Here is a 15,595-nt window from a genome sequence, read left to right as displayed (position 1 = left end):
TACTAACATGAAGAGGGGAGTGCTTTAATCATGGCGACAAATACAAAAGGCCGTTCAAATTCACCCGGAAAAAATGCTCGTGGATTAACTCGTTTGCTAACGATCATCGGTTGGATCGCTTTTGCTGTGGGTGTAGTAACGATTATTTTGAATATCCAACCTTTTAACGATAACAATGCTGGACTGATGATGGGGATCGGATGTGTAGTAGGTAGCGTGTTTATCTACTTTATTGGTAAATCGATCGGTTCAATGCAAGTGCGTAATGAAGAAGGAAAAGAAAGTATCAACGACGATTAAACATATCTTTTGTAACAGAACGTTAACTTTTTCAATTAAATACATGCTCCTTTAAGAATTAGTTCTTAAAGGGGCTTTTTTACGGAATCACAATATGATAATATATAAATAATGTGAAAAGATTCACGATAACCTGTTAATAAATTGACAGATTTGTTAACAAGTCAAAAAAATGTGGAATTTACACCTTCTATGGATACGCAAATAGCACACTTAGTGTTAACATAGAAATGTGTGGTTTCAATATTATGAACGTCTTAAACGTTATGTGAGAAAGGGGATTAAGATGAACAAAAAACCGGGTTCTCGTCTTATGATGTGGGTTATGATTATTGTGTCGGTTCTGTCACTGGCTTTGACAGTATGGGCGCTTTATGCAGGTAGCCACAATTACTTTGTTCTCGATCCGAAAGGACCTATTGCAGCAGGACAAAGAGATCTAATCGTGATTTCAACGATTCTAACTGCCATTGTTATTGTTCCGGTAACAATACTCACTTTTGTTATAGTGTGGAGATACCGTGACAAACCAGGTAGAAAGGCAAAATACGATCCGGATTTCAACCACAGCACCAAACTTGAAACCATCTGGTGGGGGATTCCAATCATCGTTATTGCTGTACTTGGTATTGTAACTGTTCGTTACACCTATGCATTAGAACCTTCTGTAGCGATTCAATCACAGAAGCAACCTATTACAATCCAAGTAGCATCTATGGACTGGAAATGGTTATTTATGTACCCGGAAGAAGGTATCGCTTCTGTGAACTCGATTACGATTCCAGAAGATACACCTGTACGATTTGAACTGACTTCTGATGCACCTATGAACTCATTCTGGGTTCCAGAACTTGGTGGACAAATTTATACGATGTCGGGTATGGCTATGACATTGTATCTACAAGCTGATCATCAAGGAACATTCTTTGGATCAGGTGCTAACTTCAGTGGTGAGCACTTTGCCCAAATGAGATTCGATGTGAATGCTGTATCTGACGAGCAATACCAGACTTGGGTGAATAAAGTTAAAACCGAGTCTAAACCTATGAGTATGGAAACATACCAATCACTAACGGTTCCAGGAACAGCTGACAAACAGACGTTCTCTGCATTCCCAGAAGGATTGTTCCAACAACTCGTAACCAAATACTTGCCAGGTGGTTTGGCAGGCGGTAAAGATCGTGCTACTCATACCACTCCTTCAACTCAGATCAATGAGAAAGAAAGTGAAGAAGGACAAAGTGATATGGGAACCAATGAGCATGATGGTATGGAAATGAACGATCAAGAAAGCACGGACACGAATACTAGCAATTAAGTTCAAAGTTATTTGAAATTAGTTGTACCGTAGCGTGTGACATAAAAGACAGGGAAAGGAGCTCCCCGATGCTCGAGAAAATTAAAGATTTTGCATCTGACTTTTTCGTCACCGGCGACCCACTAATTTACGGTGCAGATGTATCTATCGGACTTGCGATGATTGCTATCGTTGTGGGACTCACCTATTTCAAAAAATGGGGCTGGTTGTGGCGTAATTATTTAACAACAGTTGACCACAAAAAAATCGGTATCATGTATATTCTTGCTTCGATTTTGATGTTGTTCCGTGGTGGCGTGGATGCCATTATGATGCGTACTCAACTCGCATTCCCAAATCTCGAATTTTTACATCCTGAACATTATAATCAGGTCTTTACCACGCATGGCGTAGTTATGATCCTGTTTATGGCGATGCCATTTATGTTCGGTCTCTTTAATATCGTGGTGCCTCTTCAATTAGGAGCACGCGATGTAGCTTATCCATTCTTAAACGCACTAAGTTTCTGGTTGTTCTTCTTGGGCGCAATGTTATTTAACTTATCTTTCGTTATCGGTGGTTCACCGGATGCAGGATGGTTAAGTTATCCACCGCTATCAGAACTACAATTTAATCCAGGACCTGGACAGAACTTCTACATCTGGGGTATTCAGATCTCAGGTATTGGTTCACTTGCAACAGGTATTAACTTCATAGTAACGATTATCAAAATGCGTGCTCCAGGCATGACATTTATGAAGATGCCTATGTTTACATGGTCTGTATTTGCAACATGTGTCATTATCATTTTCGCTTTCCCAATTTTGACTGTTACACTAGCACTATTATTTATTGATAGGTTTGCGGGGGCTCACTTCTTTACACTCGATGGTGGCGGTAACCCGATGATGTATATCAACTTGATCTGGATGTGGGGTCACCCTGAGGTATACATTGTTATATTACCGGCGTTCGGTATTTTCTCCGAAATCGTCAGCGTATTCTCACGTAAAAAGCTATTTGGTTACACATCCATGGTATTCGCCATGTTGATTATTGCATTCGTATCCTTCTTTACCTGGGCGCATCACTTCTTCACGATGGGTTCCGGCGCAGATGTTAATGCGTTCTTCGCATTATCTACGATGCTTATCGCTATTCCAACAGGGGTTAAAATCTTTAACTGGTTGTTTACGATGTATCGCGGTCGAATCAGGTTCGATCTACCGATGCTCTGGACGATCGGATTTATCCCATGTTTTATTATCGGTGGTATGACAGGGGTTCTATTGTCTGTAGCTCCTGCTGACTTCCAGTATCATAACAGTTACTTCCTTATTGCTCACTTCCACCAAGTTCTTATCGGTGGTGTAGTATTCGGTTACTTTGCTGGTATGTACTACTGGTGGCCAAAAATGTTCGGTTTCAAACTGAACGAAACATTAGGTAGATGGGCATTCTGGTTCTGGAACATTGGTTTCTATGTATGTTTCATGCCTCAATACTTGCTTGGTCTAATGGGTATGACTCGTCGTATTAGTACATTTGATTGGGACACTGGCTGGGGTCCATTAAACGTTGTATCCACTATGGGTGCATACTTGATGGGTGTTGCGTTCTTGTTCCAAGTTCTACAAATTGCTTACAGTATCAAACATCGTGAAGTCGATACGACTGGCGATATCTGGGACGCTCATACTTTGGAATGGAGTATTCCTTCTCCTGCACCAGAGTATAACTTTGCAGTGGTTCCAGTTGTGGATAGTAGAGATCCGCTATGGGTTGAGAAACAGCGTCGTGCGGCTGGTAAGCTTCCGAAAAATCCGCCGAAACCTGTATATGCACCAATTCATATGCCGAAAAACTCTTCTATTCCAATTATAATGTCAACATTCTTCTTTATTGCCGGATTCGGCTTTGTCTTCTTATGGACATGGATGGCGGTTCTTGGTCTGATTGGTGTAGCAGGTTGTATGATTGCTCGCTCGTTCCAATACGACACCGACTATTACATTCCAGTTGAAGAAATTGAGAAGACGGAAGCATCGATAAGGGGGACGGTCTAATGGCACAAGCTGTATCACAGCATGGTCACGACCATGATCATAGTCATGACCACGGGCATCACGATCCGCAAGAAATGAAACTTCTTGGTTTCTGGATCTTCCTAATTACCGACGTTATCTTGTTCGGTACTTTATTTGCAACGTATGTGGTTCTTCATAAAAACACTGCCGGTGGTCCCGGTGGTGCAGAAATATTCGAAATGCCCGGCGTTATTGCTGAGACATTTATCTTGTTAACAAGTAGTTTCACAAGTGGACTTGCTGTACTTGCTATGAACAGAGGAAATGTTAAACAACTGATTTCTTGGTTGATCGTTACTTTTGTTCTAGGTGCGGCATTTATCGGGCTTGAAGTCACTGAGTTCGTGAAATTGATTGGTGAAGGACACGGAATCTCTGCAAGTGCATTCCTAAGTGCATTCTTCACGCTTGTCGGGACTCACGGACTTCACGTTTCAGTTGGTCTCGTCTGGATGTTGTTATTGATTATTCAATTGTCACGTCGTGGAATCACTGATGTGACACGCGGTAAGATTAACGTCATCAGCTTGTACTGGCACTTTTTGGACGCGGTATGGATCTTCTTGCTATCCGTCGTCTACTTGTTGGGGGTGATGTAATATGGCGCAGCATTCAACAGATTCACATGCACATGGTGAAGATCATGCTCATGGCTCGCTTAAATCTTATATCATTGGTTTTATCCTTTCGATCATCTTAACGATTATTCCGTTGGTTGTTGTTATGAACCATATGTTCCAAGCAACAGCAACGATTCTAATCATTATGATCACTGCGGTATTGCAGTTCGTTGTACAGCTATTCTTCTTCATGCATGTACGCGATCGTACGGGTAACCAACCTCGTTGGAACGTTATGGCTTTGATCTTTGGTCTAGCGATTGTACTGGTTGTTGTATCTGGTTCTGTGTGGATCATGGCTTACAACGGCGTAGGATACTAATCTACAGATAAAAGACTTAGCAGTATGATAGTACAATAAGAGCTTTCTTGTTCAATCGGATACAGATGTTATTGATCTGTAGAAGAAAGAGCAAGAAAGCTTTTTTTATATGCTTGATTGTAATAGAAGATTAATTTGTTCTATTTCAAAGGTGAAAAATCTAATCAAACATGTACATATCTAGCTAAATATGTACATGTTTAGCTAATCACACCATAGCAAATTCAACACTTTTCTTATAGATTCATACAATACAGGCAGTATAGCAAAAAGAGACGGATTCTACTGTGATAAAAAGTAGAATTCGTCTCTTTGATATCAATAAAGAAAAATAAATGAATACGATAGATATTATGAGTTATTGCTGTATAGATCGATGTTTTCAACGAAATACCCATAATTTACTGACAGTATAATTGATACCAAGACCGAATATAGTCACTACTATTTTGGCGATCCAGACAGGAATATGATCAGCAACCAGACTAATCGCACACGCTGTAACCGTAGCTACTGCTATATTGACCAGTAAAAAGCGAATCATTTCACGAATATCCCAACCAGTGCCCTGTGCAAATGTCCAACGTCGATTCCATAGATAACTGTTGAGTGTACCTGCACCATATCCGATAAATTGAGCGGCTACAACGCCAGTAAAACTCTGTAATAGCATAAATACGATAAAGTCGATTACTGTATTGGAGACGCCGACGGTAGCAAAGCGAACCGCTTGATTCGCAAACCATTTAGAAACCAGCATGACGTTGTTCGCTTACGAAACGACGTTTTTCTGGTAAGGATTCATGGGCAGATAGCGGTTGTTCTTGCGCAAAATTTCGAGTCTGTTGTATCAGATACAAAGGACGTTGCTTCACCTCATCATAGATCCGACCAATATATTCACCGATAAGACCGAGAATAACTAATATAATTCCATTTAAAAATAAAATCGTTGCCACAATCGAAGCCCAACCCGGTGTTGTAGAGAAGTGTAATAATTTCTGAGCAAGTACAAAAATTAGATAAAAGAAGCTGAATAGCGATACAACACTACCTAGAATACTGGCTAATTTTAAAGGCTTGAGCGAGAAGGCAACCAGTGCATCCGATGCAAAGCGGATCATTTTCTTGAGTGGATATTTAGTTTCACCTGCAAACCGTTCTTCGCGTACATAACTGATCGAAGTCTGACGGAATCCGACCCAGCTCACAAGACCACGAACAAAGCGATTGTTTTCTTTCATTGTTTTCATTGCTTCACATACTTTACGATCAATTAAGCGAAAATCACCTGTATCTAATGGAATATCAATATCGCTTAATTTGTTCAGTGTGCGGTAGAACATCGAAGCTGACCATTTTTTGAAGCCTGTTTCACCTTTACGTTCTGCCCGAGTGGCATAGACAACATCGAAGCCTTCTTTCCATTTCTCAATCATTTGCAAAATTAACTCGGGTGGATCTTGAAGATCGGCATCTATCACTACAATCGCTTCGCCTTGAGCATGATCCATCCCGGCGGTGATCGCAATCTGATGACCAAAGTTACGGGAAAAGTCGATCCATTTCACAGAAGCATCACTTGCACAAAGTTGATTAACAATCGAAGCGGTCTGATCACGGCTTCCATCATTTACAAAAATTAATTCATACGATTCATGAGTCTGTTGCATCACTTCAGTCAGACGACGATAACATTCCAGAACAACGGCTTCCTCATTATATACAGGTACAACGATTGAATAGCGCATAGTTCATTCCCCCTTATAGATAAACCTTGATCTTATAGAGACAGACCATAAAGTTAAGATTGATGTAATTCATATAATGTAAGTTGAGAACTTCTTCCACTGCCAACACGCTGAGAACTTGAAGATACTGTATCTACTGCTGTTGTAGCTTCAGCACTCCATTCACTTTGTGAAATAACAGTACCATGTGTTTGCACCCATGTGGTTAAGTCTGAACTTCCGCTGCCCATACCACCACCCAGAACTACATATTTGAGTTCGCCATCGGCTACTAGAGCCTCTAATTGAGTAGTAGTCAGTGCAGTATCAGAGCCTTTGAACCCACCCCATGCGATAACAGGAGAGCCTGTAGCTAGAATCATAGGCGTTGCTGTCTGAGAAGAAGAAGTAGCAACTAGATATTTTTCACCTGTGTTATGTTGTTGCAAATAAGTAATCAAACCTTCATCAACACTGCTACTGTTACTGCGTCCACTGGATGTTGATAGTTCGGGTCCAGCAGAAGGTTGTGTGGAATTGCCACCATAAAGTGCTGGAGTCATCGACCAGTAAGCAGGAGCTACCAATAAAGCAACCAGAGTAAGTGCCAAAGATAAGGTTGATGTCATGTGATGAGTACGAAGTGCAATCACCCAAGCGATAACACCGATCACAGCAGTTGCGATCCCGAGAACCATTTGATCTAAAGAAATAGTGATATATAATCCAGTGGCGATACCGACAAACATAAATATCGTCAACCAGCGCTTGTGTATATTTTGCCATAGATGAGCGATCGCTGCACCTGTCAGAGCCGCAATCGCAGGAGCCATCATAATAAAGTAATATCGATGTATATGCCCTGCAATACTAAAAAAGAGAACCATAGGCACTAACCATGCTACCCAGAATAAAATGATATGTCGTTGCTCACGCCGTTGAATCCATAACATCAGCGCGCTTAATAAAGCTAAAGGAAGGAACCATGCGATTTGTCCAGCATTGGCTGTACTGAAAAGTCGAAAAACACCAGCATTACCAGCATCATTACTACCTCCAGAACTACCCATGCCACCACCGCCAGATCGTCCGTTTCCTCCATCATTACCGTCACCAAAACCACTTTGTGGTGGAGCAGTTCCGCTTATAGCGTTGGTTGGAGTAGATGCTGTATTCGAAGCGGTTGTCTGTGTTGCCTGATCAGATAGTGTTGTAGCTGTTGTAGACTGAGATGTGCCTGCTGAAGCTTTCGCTGTCGACGATGCATCTTTACTATTTACAGCACTGGCAGTACTACTGTTACGACGACTATCAGGTGTACCAGCAGGCATATTGCCACCACCACCACCAGATTCTCCAGTTAAACGACTAATACCGTTGTACCCGAGAGCCAATTCAAGTACAGAATTGGATGTACCGCTACTACCTACATAAGGACGTTGATCCGCAGGAGTGACATCCACAATGACCGCCCACGATAACGAGATCACTCCCAATAATACACTGGCGGTTAGTAAATGAAGCCCTTTTTGCTTCCATTGCCCTTTGCGAGCGAACCAGTAAAGCAGATAGAAAGCAGGAAGAACCATAAACGCTTGAAGCATTTTTGTATTGAACCCTACACCCACCAGTCCAAATGCTATACATAAGGTGAGTAATTTTCCACTACGTACACTTTTGAATAAAAAATAAGAGGCTAGCATTAGGAAGAATACAAGGGTACTATCTGCATTGTTGGTGCGACTGACAGCTACAGCTATCGGAGTTAAAGCTAAGATTAAAGCCGCTATTCGTGCTGCGGTAACTCCAAAGTGAGGCTTGATGATCAGATATAGTAAAATGACCGATCCAGCCAGTCCAAGTGCTGAAGGTAAGGCCAAGCTCCAACTATGAATCCCAAATAGTTTGGCGCTCATTGCTTGAAGCCAAAAAGCGACAGGAGGCTTATCAATCGTAATAAATCCACCCGGATCATAAGCATTGAAAAAGAAATTATGCCAGCTCTGCACCATGCTTGTTATAGCAGCAGTATAGTAACTGTTCAGATCACCTGATTGATTAATGTTATATAGCGAAAGACCCGCAGCTAGTATAACCAGTATAGCTAGTATGGGATCTATCCTTCGAATGCGGGATTCTTTCACCTGTATATCCTCCTTTGTGGATCACGTCTGTGCAACTTTATGTAAAAAATATAACAAGGCTTTATGAACAAAAAATGAACGTTCCCTTAAAGGCGGTTAAAGATTGCTATAATTCCATATAAAAAAGCGAGAAACCCTTAAGGAACAAGGAATTTCTCGCTTGATGAATAGCAGATGAGTAGAGCCTGAATCGGTAAAAAGATTTTTTGAATTTCATGAAAGTATAATGATCTCAAAAAGATAGATACATTTGTATCCTCATGTAGGGGTTAGCGGTAAAAAGACAGTCATTGTAGTACCTTGTCCATCTTCACTGTTCCCTTCGATGCGTCCGCCATGTAAGCCAATAATTTTCTGCACAATCGATAGCCCTAATCCGTTCCCTCCTGTCACAGAAGTACGCGAAGTATCGACTTTGTAAAAGCGATCGAAAATATGTTCTAAATGCTCAGGAGTGATCCCACAACCTGTATCTTGCACCGATACTTTGATCCATTGTTGATCTTGAGTAAGCGTTATATAAATATTGCCTTGTTCAGGTGTAAACTTAATCGCATTAGACAGTAAATTAATCCAGACCTGACTGAGTAAATCTTCATCACCGTTAAATGTGATCTTATCGAGATCCGCCGAAAGATCGATATTTTTCTCTGTCCAAAGAGGCACGCAAGAAGCAACAGACATCCGTATCTGTTCATCAAGGCGGAAAGGCACCATGTGTAGCTTCACGACATCTAACGAAGCTAACTTCAACAGATTACTACTGAGCTTCGATAAACGTTCACTTTCCTGTTCGATAATCGTTAAATGCCGAACTTGCTCAGGCGAAGCACTATCTCGCAAAGCACCTGCAAAACCACGAATAGAGGTAAGCGGGGTCTGAATCTCATGCGATACATTGGATACAAATTCTTGGCGCATCGCTTCAATTTTAGATAGTTCTCTGATCATCCGGTTAAAGTTACGACTTAATTCACCAATTTCATCTTTGCGCCGTAGATTCACACGAACTTGATAATCACCTTTGGCTACACGCCGGGTCGCTTCAGATAATTTGGCAATAGGTTTGGCAATTAAGCGTGCTGCAAATAAAAACAACACCACACCAATCACTAACATGACAGACAAGACCAGAATCATCCACCGATTAAATTGATTGACAAAATGACCGGGTGCTGGGCGAGCAAAAAGAGCATAGTTTTGACCATCACGTTCAAAGGGTACACCCACATAACGAGGTTCTTTTTCATCTTTAGTATTAAACAGTGAGAGATTAAAACTAGGCACTTCGGTATTGGTAGTCGGTATAGCTGTAGGATGATAGATTTGACCATTTAATACTTCTTGCTTGATCGTTTCTGGAATATTCCATTGATTCAAAGGATCTGCTGGAAGTTTTGGCTTGGGTTTGCTCGAAAGATCCGATGTATCTGTATCCGCTGTTGAATCCGGAGGCGTCGGAGGCACAGGAGGTGGAGAAAGACCAGGTGGACCTCCGGGACCATCACCAATCGAACGGTAGGTCGTTCCATCTGCTCCTATAACGACAATCTGCATCTGTCCGCCTTGACTATCCAGATATTTCTGAATCATATTTTTGGGGATAGAAGATTGAATCTCAGCCATAGATTTGGCATCTGTCAAAATGCGATCTTCTACAAAGTTAACTTGTTGCCTTTGAAATACCCAATCTGACATGAGTAACGTAATCACAAAGCTAGCGACGACGACTGCGATAAAGGTAAGCACAAGTTGACTGTATATATTTTTCAAACTTATTTCACCTCAATCCGGTAACCAATGCCCCGAATCGTCTGGATCGCAAATCCATTTGCTTCTGTAAAACGATCACGTAGACGCTTGATATGCACATCGACCGTACGCTCATCACCATCGTAATCATGTCCCCATATCTTCTCGATCAATTGATCACGTGTAAAGATTTGCCCCGGGAATCCAGCAAGTGTATACAATAGATCAAATTCTTTAGCAGGTAAGGCTTGTAGACTGCCATTCGTATCAGCTTCTTTGGTCGAAGCATCCAGTCTTACATTGCCTATCGACAGCGATTCTCCTGAAAAAATACGATAGCGTCGTAATAACGCTTTGACACGCATCACCAATTCTTCTGCGACAAAAGGCTTCGCTAAATAATCGTCTGTTCCTAAGCGAAATCCTTTAATTTTATCTTCAGATTCCCCTTTAGCTGTGACCAGTAGAATCGGTACATCTCCATAATAACGGCGAATATCTTGAGTCAGTTGCCACCCATCCATATGAGGCATCATCACATCGAGAATAATCAGATCCCATTTGCCATTGCTAAGCATATCGAATGCTTCTTTGCCGTCTCGTGCGGTATGCACACTATATCCTTCACGACTTAAATACATATGAATTAATTCCAAAATGGAAGGATCATCATCAGCGATCAAAATACGTACCATATCATAACGCTCCTTTAAATGTAATTAGAAATAGTATGCCAAGTGCTTAAACTATCATATCAGATCAATATGAAGAATAGATGAACAGCAAATCGTTCATCTATCGTCGATCTTACCATCAACGGAATTAGGATTATATCAACGTATTTGAAAAAAAATCCAAAAAGTAAGATTAATCTCTTCACAAAATGAACGATATGAACTAAAATGAACTTATGTGAACGTAAAGTATAAAAAATTGCACTTATTGAGAGGATGACTATTAATGGAAAACCGCTATGTGTCTCACCCGAATGATGTGAAATCTTTTGATACCAATCGACTGCGTGAAGAATTTTTGATCGAATCTTTATTTCAAACGGATGAACTTGTAACCGTTTACAGTCATGTGGATCGTTATATTGTAGGTTCGGCTGTTCCTGCGTCCAAAGAGATCAAATTAGAAGTAAATCTTAAAGATATTGGAACAGACTTTTTCTTAGAGCGTCGTGAGATTGGGATTATCAATATTGGAGCTCCCGGTAAAGTAACCGCAGATGGTCAGGAATATGAAGTAGCTGCTAAAGAATGTCTGTATATTGGACTGGGTACCAAAGAAGTTACTTTTTCAGGTAGTGGTAATGAACCTGCTAAATTTTACTTTGTATCCACACCAGCTCATCATCAATATCCAACCGTAAAATCAACGCAAGAAGATGCTACACCTAGTCATCTGGGAGATATCAAAACATCGAACGAACGTACCATTTATAAATATATTCATCAAGGCGGTATCAAAAGCTGTCAGTTAGTGATGGGGATTACAGAACTTGCTCCCGGTAATATGTGGAATACAATGCCTTGTCATACTCATAACCGTCGTTCAGAAGTGTATCTGTATTTCAACTTGGATGAGAATGCGACTGTGTTCCACTTTATGGGCGAACCGCAAAATACCAAACACCTTGTTGTACGTGATGGACAAGTAGCAATTTCTCCAAGCTGGTCGATCCACAGTGGTGTCGGTACGAGCAATTATACATTCTGCTGGGCAATGGCTGGAGAAAATCAAACGTTCGATGATATGGACGCGGTTGCTATGAAAGATTTAAAATAAACCCAAAACCATTCCGGAATGATACTGGAAGGGACGGGGGAATTATGAGTGCATTAAAGCGTCATGAGCGCATTATGGAAATATTAATATCTCATCAAGAAGTAACGGTTAGTCAATTGAGTGAGATGATGAATGTAACCGGTAAAACGATTCGCGAAGATTTAGCCAAGCTTGAAGATATGGGATTATTAACCCGTGTTCATGGAGGAGCGGTTCTGGCACAGAATGATCAATATGGTATTCTATCCGGTCAAGGCACGAATACTAAGCATATGCCTGAAAAAGCAGAAATCGCAGAGCGAGCTCTTCGCTATATTCAGCCGAACGATATTATTGCGTTAGATGGAGGCAGTACCACGCTTGAGATCGCCAAAAGACTGCCTTCTTTTCCATTAACCGTAGTTACTAATGATCTATTTATCTTAAGTGAACTGGCAAAGCGTGAACAAGTACGGTTGGTTGTACCGGGCGGAGAACGGACACGAAATATGTTGATCAGTTCGCAGGCGGTAGAGTATGTACGGGGGCTTAATATTCACAAAGCATTTGTATCATCGACAGCTCTTCATCCTGAATTTGGATTGTCGATCTATACCGGTGATCTGGTTCCTTTCAAAAAAGCATTGGTCGAAACAGCGCAACACGTCTATGGTGTGGTCGATCATCAAAAGTTCGGACAATTTGCACTATGGACATTTGCGACTTGCCAACAGCTCGATATGATTATTACCGATAGCGGTTTGTCTACCGAGCAAGTAGCTCATTTCCAACAATCTAATATTCCACTGGATATCGCTTAAAGTAATTCGCTTGTGAAGAGAGGATGATTATATTCATGAATAGTTTTGATTTGACGGGTAAAGTAGCTCTAGTGACGGGATCAAGCGGAGGTCTAGGACAAGGAATGGCACTAGGGCTTGCTCAAGCAGGCGCAGATATTATCTCGGTCTCGTATTCGAGTAGTAAAGATACGGTTGAGAAAGTACAAGCTTTAGGACGTGAAGCGCTTGAGATCGAAGCGGATCTAAGCAAGCATGATACGTTAGAAGATGTAGTCCATCAGGCGTTAGCTTTTAAAGGCAAAATCGATATTCTGGTTAACAACGCAGGGATTATCCGACGTGCTCCAGCGGTTGAACATCCGTGGAAAGATTTTGCAGATGTGATTGATATCAACTTGGAGACGGTGTTCTATCTATCTCAATTGGTTGGTCGCCATATGATTGAGCAAGGAAGCGGTAAAATTATCAGTGTAGCTTCGATGTTATCGTATCAAGGTGGTATTAATGTACCGGGTTATACCGCAAGTAAGCATGGTGTAGCAGGGATTACCAAAGCCTTAGCCAATGAATGGGCAAGCAAAGGGATTCAGATTAATGCGATTGCACCGGGCTATATGTTGACTGATAATACAGCACCGATTGTTGCTGATCCTGCGCGATTCGATGCGATTACAGATCGTATACCAGCCGGTCGTTGGGGAACTGCCGCAGATATGCAAGGACCGGTCGTCTTTTTGGCATCCAAAGCGTCTGATTATCTGAACGGGCATGTTATTTGTGTAGATGGCGGATGGATGGCGCGTTAATTGGAACTTTATCATCATTAATTTCAGCAGAATGTAGATGCTAGAATGAACCCAAGAAAGGCAGTGTGATGATGAAACAAGGAGTACTTGCACATATCTATGGACAATTACCGCTTACCGAACTAGCTGCTAAAGTATCTGAAGGTGGATTCACTTCGGTTCAGTTAGCACTTGCCAAAGCGATCTCAGATATCGATACGTCTAATGGTCGATTAAGCCCGGGGCTTGCGAATCATATTGCTGAACAGTTTGATCGTCAGGGCGTACGGATTGCGGTACTGGGTTGTTATATTGATCCTGTTCATCCTGATCTTAGTGAACGTCGTCATGGTATTGAGCGATTCAAAGAACATTTGCGATATGCACGTGACTTTGGCTGTAGTATGGTCGCTACAGAAACAGGCGGATATACCACATATCAAGCATCCGAGCCAGAACGTTATGCTGAGGTGGGTTGGCGTGTTCTACAAGAAACCATGTCTGAACTAGCAGAAGAAGCCGATAAATGGGGCGTACATATGGCAATAGAACCTGTTGCTGATCATACGCTTCACTCGACTGAGCTAATGACTCAATTAATAGAGGATATTCCTACAACAGCGATTGGGATGCTTTTTGATCCTTGCAATATGATGAAAAAAGAACATCTGGAGAATCAAGAAGCTTTTCTGCGGGATACATTTGAAAAGTTGGCAGATCGTATGTTGTTGATTCATGCGAAAGATTTTGATTTTGCACCAGATGGCAGCAAGCCTTATCGTACAGCAGGTACAGGTATACTGGATTATCCGTTATTTTTCCGCTTGCTTAAGCAGTATAAGCCACATATCGATATTTCACTGGAAGGTGTACCGTTAGAAGACCTTCCACAAGCTTCATTATATATGCGTCAAATCTGGCAAAACGTACAATCTTAATAGGTGATCGACTACCATTTTTCGATTTCCTCCTCTGAAAGAACAGCCGTATATCAAGGGCTGTTCTTTTTGTATAAATGTAAAATAAATGGCGAAAATCTATTGAGTTAATAGACTTGTCTAGCTAATGTCTGGTTAAACGCTTCCTGCAATAATAAGGTTTCTGCTTTCTGATTGACTGCATGATCGCCAAGTATAGCATCCATAATAAAAGCATCATTTAGCATCTGCTGGTACAAGGAAATAATTTGGCTATCTGACCATTCTGTTAATATCTTTGTTTCGGCTGGAATAATCGGAATATGAGCTTGTTCAACCAAACGAAGATTTTGTTTGATTGCTGTAGCTATCTGGAGTAATGTCTGTTCATTTCTTGCAGTGTCGATATCTACGATTCCATCCTTGGTGTAGAAATGCTTATTAGCAATAGCTATGGCAGTATGCGAAATATGGAAAGCCTGAATATTTGACTGGATATCGTAATGTAAATCTACTAATTTGAAAAGTTGAGCAAGCTGGGTTACTCTTTCAGTTTGTGTTCCATCTATTTCACCAAAAATAGTTCCTTGATGCTTTTCAGTGCTAAATTGGGCATATAAAACACCATTTTTGAGATCTCCGCCTGCACCCGGGAACCCCGGCAGTAATCGATCACCAACAAGATCAAGCCACGCATCATATCCAACAGTGTTAGTCAGGGTAACAATAGTTTGGCTCTGGTTGTTTTTAAGCACAGCAAGAGCAGACTCGGCTTGATCATAACGTACAGGAACAAGGATAAAATCATAAATATCATCGTCAGCAAGCTGTTCAATCGTTGGGATAGAAATGTGCTTGATCGTTCCGCTGTCATTGTATCGCAAGCCATGGTGTTGTAAATCTTTTAACCTTTCGCCTCTGGCTAATACAGTAACATCTACTCCATACTGAGCCAATCGAAGTGCATATATACTGCCAACCACGCCAGCGCCAAATATCAAGATTCTATCTTTAGCTATATTCAATTACATTCTCCCTCTCTGCAAATCATAGTTACAGATTGCTCAT

The 15,595-nt window shown here is 41.3% G+C and carries 15 protein-coding genes; 9 read left to right on the top strand and 6 right to left on the bottom strand.

Features of this window, described 5'->3' with window-relative positions; all coding sequences use genetic code 11:
• Window positions 1-30 precede the first annotated feature (30 nt).
• The 5 genes from PTI45_RS00830 to cyoD all read left to right on the top strand — a co-directional run bounded on the left by PTI45_RS00830 (window position 31) and on the right by cyoD (window position 4,626).
• The gene (locus PTI45_RS00830) at window positions 31-300 is read left to right on the top strand and encodes a hypothetical protein (protein WP_069325653.1); all 270 of its coding nucleotides are present in this window, start codon (window positions 31-33) and stop codon (window positions 298-300) included.
• 286 nt (window positions 301-586) lie between these two features.
• Complete coding sequence (gene qoxA, locus PTI45_RS00825) at window positions 587-1,618, top strand: cytochrome aa3 quinol oxidase subunit II (RefSeq protein WP_069325652.1); 1,032 nt, start codon at window positions 587-589, stop codon at window positions 1,616-1,618.
• 68 nt (window positions 1,619-1,686) lie between these two features.
• Window positions 1,687-3,663 (top strand): cbb3-type cytochrome c oxidase subunit I, encoded by a 1,977-nt coding sequence (locus tag PTI45_RS00820; RefSeq protein WP_069325651.1) that lies wholly within the window; start codon window positions 1,687-1,689, stop codon window positions 3,661-3,663.
• Entirely contained in the window at window positions 3,663-4,283 is a 621-nt protein-coding gene (gene cyoC, locus PTI45_RS00815; RefSeq protein ID WP_069325650.1) for a cytochrome o ubiquinol oxidase subunit III, read from the top strand. The genes PTI45_RS00820 and cyoC overlap by 1 nt, the downstream gene beginning before the upstream one ends.
• Before the next feature lies 1 nt (window position 4,284).
• Window positions 4,285-4,626: a cytochrome o ubiquinol oxidase subunit IV gene (gene cyoD / locus PTI45_RS00810; protein WP_069325649.1), complete on the top strand. Its 342-nt coding sequence runs from the start codon at window positions 4,285-4,287 to the stop codon at window positions 4,624-4,626.
• A gap of 382 nt (window positions 4,627-5,008) precedes the next feature.
• On the opposite strand, the gene PTI45_RS00805 is transcribed toward cyoD, so the two are convergent.
• From PTI45_RS00805 to PTI45_RS00785, 5 genes are all read right to left on the bottom strand, one after another.
• On the bottom strand, window positions 5,009-5,386 hold the full coding sequence (locus PTI45_RS00805) for a GtrA family protein (protein WP_069325648.1): 378 nt from the start codon (window positions 5,384-5,386) through the stop codon (window positions 5,009-5,011).
• Window positions 5,373-6,377, bottom strand: a complete 1,005-nt coding sequence (locus PTI45_RS00800) for a glycosyltransferase family 2 protein (RefSeq protein ID WP_069325647.1) — start codon at window positions 6,375-6,377, stop codon at window positions 5,373-5,375. The genes PTI45_RS00805 and PTI45_RS00800 overlap by 14 nt, the downstream gene beginning before the upstream one ends.
• Before the next feature lie 53 nt (window positions 6,378-6,430).
• On the bottom strand, window positions 6,431-8,500 hold the full coding sequence (locus tag PTI45_RS00795; RefSeq protein ID WP_069325646.1) for an ArnT family glycosyltransferase: 2,070 nt from the start codon (window positions 8,498-8,500) through the stop codon (window positions 6,431-6,433).
• 258 nt (window positions 8,501-8,758) lie between these two features.
• Complete coding sequence (locus tag PTI45_RS00790) at window positions 8,759-10,273, bottom strand: sensor histidine kinase (RefSeq protein ID WP_069325645.1); 1,515 nt, start codon at window positions 10,271-10,273, stop codon at window positions 8,759-8,761.
• 2 nt (window positions 10,274-10,275) lie between these two features.
• Entirely contained in the window at window positions 10,276-10,947 is a 672-nt protein-coding gene (locus PTI45_RS00785) for a response regulator transcription factor (RefSeq protein ID WP_069325644.1), read from the bottom strand.
• 265 nt (window positions 10,948-11,212) lie between these two features.
• On the opposite strand from PTI45_RS00785, the gene kduI reads away from it, so the two are divergent.
• The 4 genes from kduI (at window position 11,213) to PTI45_RS00765 (ending at window position 14,548) form a co-directional block, all read left to right on the top strand.
• Complete coding sequence (gene kduI / locus PTI45_RS00780) at window positions 11,213-12,043, top strand: 5-dehydro-4-deoxy-D-glucuronate isomerase (protein WP_069325643.1); 831 nt, start codon at window positions 11,213-11,215, stop codon at window positions 12,041-12,043.
• A 44-nt stretch (window positions 12,044-12,087) separates the two neighbouring features.
• The gene (locus tag PTI45_RS00775; RefSeq protein ID WP_069325642.1) at window positions 12,088-12,843 is read left to right on the top strand and encodes a DeoR/GlpR family DNA-binding transcription regulator; all 756 of its coding nucleotides are present in this window, start codon (window positions 12,088-12,090) and stop codon (window positions 12,841-12,843) included.
• 35 nt (window positions 12,844-12,878) lie between these two features.
• A complete protein-coding gene (gene kduD, locus PTI45_RS00770) occupies window positions 12,879-13,631 on the top strand; it encodes a 2-dehydro-3-deoxy-D-gluconate 5-dehydrogenase KduD (RefSeq protein ID WP_069325641.1) in 753 nt (250 codons plus the stop codon).
• Window positions 13,632-13,699: 68 nt separating this feature from the next.
• Window positions 13,700-14,548 carry a TIM barrel protein gene (locus tag PTI45_RS00765; RefSeq protein ID WP_069325640.1) on the top strand — a complete coding sequence of 283 codons (849 nt, stop codon included), beginning with the start codon at window positions 13,700-13,702 and terminating at the stop codon, window positions 14,546-14,548.
• Between the two features lie 107 nt (window positions 14,549-14,655).
• Here the strand turns inward: PTI45_RS00765 and PTI45_RS00760 are convergent, their stop codons facing one another.
• Window positions 14,656-15,552 (bottom strand): ketopantoate reductase family protein, encoded by an 897-nt coding sequence (locus tag PTI45_RS00760; protein ID WP_069325639.1) that lies wholly within the window; start codon window positions 15,550-15,552, stop codon window positions 14,656-14,658.
• Window positions 15,553-15,595: the final 43 nt, after the last annotated feature.

It is taken from the genome of Paenibacillus nuruki (assembly GCF_001721045.1).
GTDB classification, from domain to species: domain Bacteria; phylum Bacillota; class Bacilli; order Paenibacillales; family Paenibacillaceae; genus Saccharibacillus; species Saccharibacillus nuruki.
The sequence above is the reverse complement of the archived record's forward strand: the minus strand, read 5'-3'. Positions and strand labels throughout refer to the sequence as shown.

Excerpts from the sequence above, each read along its gene's own strand:
- PTI45_RS00775 (WP_069325642.1), top strand. The coding sequence starts at position 12,088 with ATGAGTGCATTAAAGCGTCATGAGCGCATTATGGAAATATTAATATCT.
- PTI45_RS00805 (WP_069325648.1), bottom strand. The coding sequence starts at position 5,386 with ATGCTGGTTTCTAAATGGTTTGCGAATCAAGCGGTTCGCTTTGCTACC.
- cyoD (WP_069325649.1), top strand. The coding sequence starts at position 4,285 with ATGGCGCAGCATTCAACAGATTCACATGCACATGGTGAAGATCATGCT.
- qoxA (WP_069325652.1), top strand. The coding sequence starts at position 587 with ATGAACAAAAAACCGGGTTCTCGTCTTATGATGTGGGTTATGATTATT.
- PTI45_RS00830 (WP_069325653.1), top strand. The coding sequence starts at position 31 with ATGGCGACAAATACAAAAGGCCGTTCAAATTCACCCGGAAAAAATGCT.
- cyoC (WP_069325650.1), top strand. The coding sequence starts at position 3,663 with ATGGCACAAGCTGTATCACAGCATGGTCACGACCATGATCATAGTCAT.
- kduD (WP_069325641.1), top strand. The coding sequence starts at position 12,879 with ATGAATAGTTTTGATTTGACGGGTAAAGTAGCTCTAGTGACGGGATCA.
- PTI45_RS00820 (WP_069325651.1), top strand. The coding sequence starts at position 1,687 with ATGCTCGAGAAAATTAAAGATTTTGCATCTGACTTTTTCGTCACCGGC.
- PTI45_RS00800 (WP_069325647.1), bottom strand. The coding sequence starts at position 6,377 with ATGCGCTATTCAATCGTTGTACCTGTATATAATGAGGAAGCCGTTGTT.
- PTI45_RS00785 (WP_069325644.1), bottom strand. The coding sequence starts at position 10,947 with ATGGTACGTATTTTGATCGCTGATGATGATCCTTCCATTTTGGAATTA.
- PTI45_RS00765 (WP_069325640.1), top strand. The coding sequence starts at position 13,700 with ATGATGAAACAAGGAGTACTTGCACATATCTATGGACAATTACCGCTT.
- kduI (WP_069325643.1), top strand. The coding sequence starts at position 11,213 with ATGGAAAACCGCTATGTGTCTCACCCGAATGATGTGAAATCTTTTGAT.